The following is a 3,204-nucleotide window of genomic DNA, read 5'->3' on the forward strand; positions in this document are numbered from 1 at the left end:
CCAAAATTCCCATTTTAATTCTCCCGCAGAGGGTTTCGTTTGATCTGGCTTCCCTTTTGGAAAATCTGGGCTGATTTGCAGATCAGACAGCGAAGCTGCCTGTTTCTGCCGATCTGCCACGTGGCGGACGCGGGAGGGGGCGAAGCAATGCTATTCGATAGCGGTGGTGCGGCCCGCAGGCATAGCCGAGGACACGGTCCTGTCTAATAGCGTTGCCCGAGGGGGAGGGCCGCGCCCTCACCCTGGCCCACGAAGGGAAAGTAAGGGGAAAGAGCGCCCGCCGCCATTTGCGATTGTACCATTCTGTCAAACTGCAAAAAGCAATAGGAGGCCACCAAGCAGACCTTCGCTGCGAGTGCAGCACCTATCATTACCAATGGCAGCAGCGCGCAGAAAGCAGACTTTGCAAAGTCGCGCAGAACGTCCCTTATCTGGGCTTCCGTTATCGATCTCAACTCCGCGCAGGTGATGTGCGTTTCGACCTGAGTGCCCGTGCCAGTAGAGATTATTTTAACCTTGGCACTGCGACCCGCTGTTATGCATCACCCTATCTTACTGGGCTTACCCAGTCTTGTTTTCGTAACTCGCGTAGCACCGCTTCTGCGTTCTCGACGTCTTTGTGGATACTTTTAAGCATCGCACCTATCGGTGCTTCCGGCCATGCGCGCTCAAGTTCAGCCAGTTTGGCTTTAGCCGCATGGTCTTGCCCCATGGCTGACAGCGCTGCCGTTACATAAGCAAGTGAAGGAGCGCTGAGCGGATCGCCAAGTTGCTTTGCCTCTTCAAAGCGCTCTACAGTCTTTTCATATTCACCAAGATGAAAGTACGTCGCGCCCGAGATATTTCTGTTAGCAAATCGTTGGTAACTGGGACCTAGCAGAGAGAGCCTGTCAGCCGTTGCAATTGCTTCCTCGAATTCGCCCGAGAACATCGCCACAGCACCAAGAAAGTCGAGCACAGCACCATCATTTGGATCAAGTTTTGATGCGCGTCTACTGAGTTGCAGCGCGGCGTCATAGTCGCGATTGGCAAAATTTGCCCAGCTTTTAGCAGACTGGCTCCAGGCTTGGTCTGGGGCAAGGCTAACCGCTTGGTTCGCCAGCTTCATGGCGGCATCAACATATTCGGTCTTGGCATCGGATGGCGGGGTTATCACTGCAAGGGACGCGAGTGCCTGCGCTGCACCGGCATATCCACCGAAATATTCTGGATCGATCTCGATCACACCTTCGAACACAGACAGAACAAGTAACTGGCGCTGTCGGTCGAAGATCGGAAATATCATTTTCCGCGCTTGTTGCGCCAAATTGAATGCTTGCAATGCTGCTGGGGATTTCTCGTAAATTGCCATGCGCTGCAAGTTCGCGTTCGAGTCAGTTACAGCTATGCCACTCACTTCGGCAAAGGCGGTTTCCTGTCCATCTTGGGCAAGACCGACTGCGACCAACGCACCAACGACGGCCCCAATGGTGAACGCCCCTGTGGGCAGTCCAAAGCGTTTGGCTTTTGTTGAGATTGATACCGCACCGGTTTCCAAGACAGTTTCGAACCGCGGCCTATATCCACCGCTATCGATACACAGTCGTACCGGATCATCCTTTCCAATACCCTCGTAATGCAGTTCCAAGAATTGACGAAGCCGCCGTGCATCGACGCGAACGATGTTTTCCGGATCAGTCCCCTCTGAGGTATCGCGTTCATAAACATCTTGAGCGATAGTCTTGCTGCGAATTTGATCTCCCCGACCGGCGAGCTCTTCCTCGACGATGTACGTCAGGAACGCCTGAAGCCTATCGGATCCATCTAGATGAGCATCCGCAAGCAATTTGCCGAGGGGAGCGCGCTTCTGACCGCCTGAGATGTTTTCAGAACTCCTCACCATATTCGTATTTTTGCAATTATCGGCGCGTGAGTCACCCCGTTATTCACCGTGAGTCACTTACGTGAATGTCCCTAAACCCTAGACTTGTAACCAAAACAGCGAGCCGGAGCGCGAAAACCCGCATTCCCCGCTCGCCAATCACCAAGGGACTGGAGGATGACACATGGCCCATCATTTGAACTACAGGAGCCTTAGCAAGCACTTCGTAATTGGTGCGATATTTGGCGCTTGGGCTGTTTCTCCTGAAGCGCTCACTGAATCGGTCATCGATTTAGTCGCCCCTTCGGCAGCATACGCGCAGGAAACAGAAGAAGTTTCTCCGACGATGGTGCGTGATCGTCCACGCGATGTTTACTACCCCAATACTGAAGATCTCGCCGAAGACGAGATGCGCGTCATCGCGTGTGGAACAGGAATGCCTACAACGCGGGCCGCTCAGGCTGCTGCGTGTTTCCTTGTAGAACTGGGCAACGGAGACAAGTTCTTGTTCGACATTGGTTCGGGATCGGCCGAGCGAATTTCTTCCCTGCAAATCCCGTACAATTATTTGGACAAGGTCTTTATCGGCCATCTTCATACTGACCATTTCGGCGCGTTGCATGACCTGTTCATCGGTGGCGCGTTGATGGGGCGAAACGTTCCGCTGCGTATATGGGGCCCAAGCGGGCCAGTCGAAGAACTGGGCACGGCATATGCGATGGAGCACATGCAAAAGATGCTGACTTGGGATCTGTCGGGCCGTGCTGGACTGATTGATTTTCGAGGATTCACCATGGAGGTGAACGAGTTCGACTATAAGGGCGAGAACGAAATCGTGTACGAAGAAAACGGTGTTGTGATCCGTTCTTTTCCTGCGATCCATTCACTCGATGGCCCAGTCAGTTACTCATTGGAGTGGAACAATCTGAAGTTCGTCTTCAGTTCAGATTCTTACCCCAACAAGTGGTTCGTCGAATACGCGAAGGACGCGGACATCGCAATCCACGAGTGCTTTGTGGCGGTGCCTGATCTGGTTGCAAAGATGAATTTCACTCCCGAGTCCGCCTTGCTTGTCGGCACTCAGGTTCATACTGCGCCTGAAGCTTTTGGGAAGATTATGAACGAGGTGAGACCGCGTATTGCTGTTGCCTATCACTTCTTCAACGACTTCGACACAAGCACCAACGTCTACGAGCGCATTAGGCAGACCTATGACGGACCTCTGAGCCTTGCGGACGACTTTATGGTTTGGAACGTCACGAAGGATTGTCCGTCGTCAGGGATTTTGGGACAGATGGCGCTCTGATCTAAGAGAGGATGTGGCTCATCTGGTTGGTTTGATT

2 protein-coding genes are annotated in these 3,204 nt (G+C 53.1%); one reads left to right on the forward strand and one right to left on the reverse strand.

Features of this window, described 5'->3' with window-relative positions; translation table 11 throughout:
- Positions 1–547 precede the first annotated feature (547 nt).
- Entirely contained in the window at positions 548–1,882 is a 1,335-nt protein-coding gene (locus tag AC2FI9_RS22665) for a tetratricopeptide repeat protein (protein WP_496770974.1), read from the reverse strand.
- Positions 1,883–2,045: 163 nt separating this feature from the next.
- Here AC2FI9_RS22665 and gntH point away from each other — a divergent pair, with 163 nt between their 5' ends.
- Positions 2,046–3,167 carry a guanitoxin biosynthesis MBL fold metallo-hydrolase GntH gene (gene gntH / locus AC2FI9_RS22670; protein ID WP_496770977.1) on the forward strand — a complete coding sequence of 374 codons (1,122 nt, stop codon included), beginning with the start codon at positions 2,046–2,048 and terminating at the stop codon, positions 3,165–3,167.
- Positions 3,168–3,204 lie beyond the last annotated feature (37 nt).

The sequence above is a fragment of the Ruegeria sp. CDSA246 genome, from assembly GCF_059611225.1.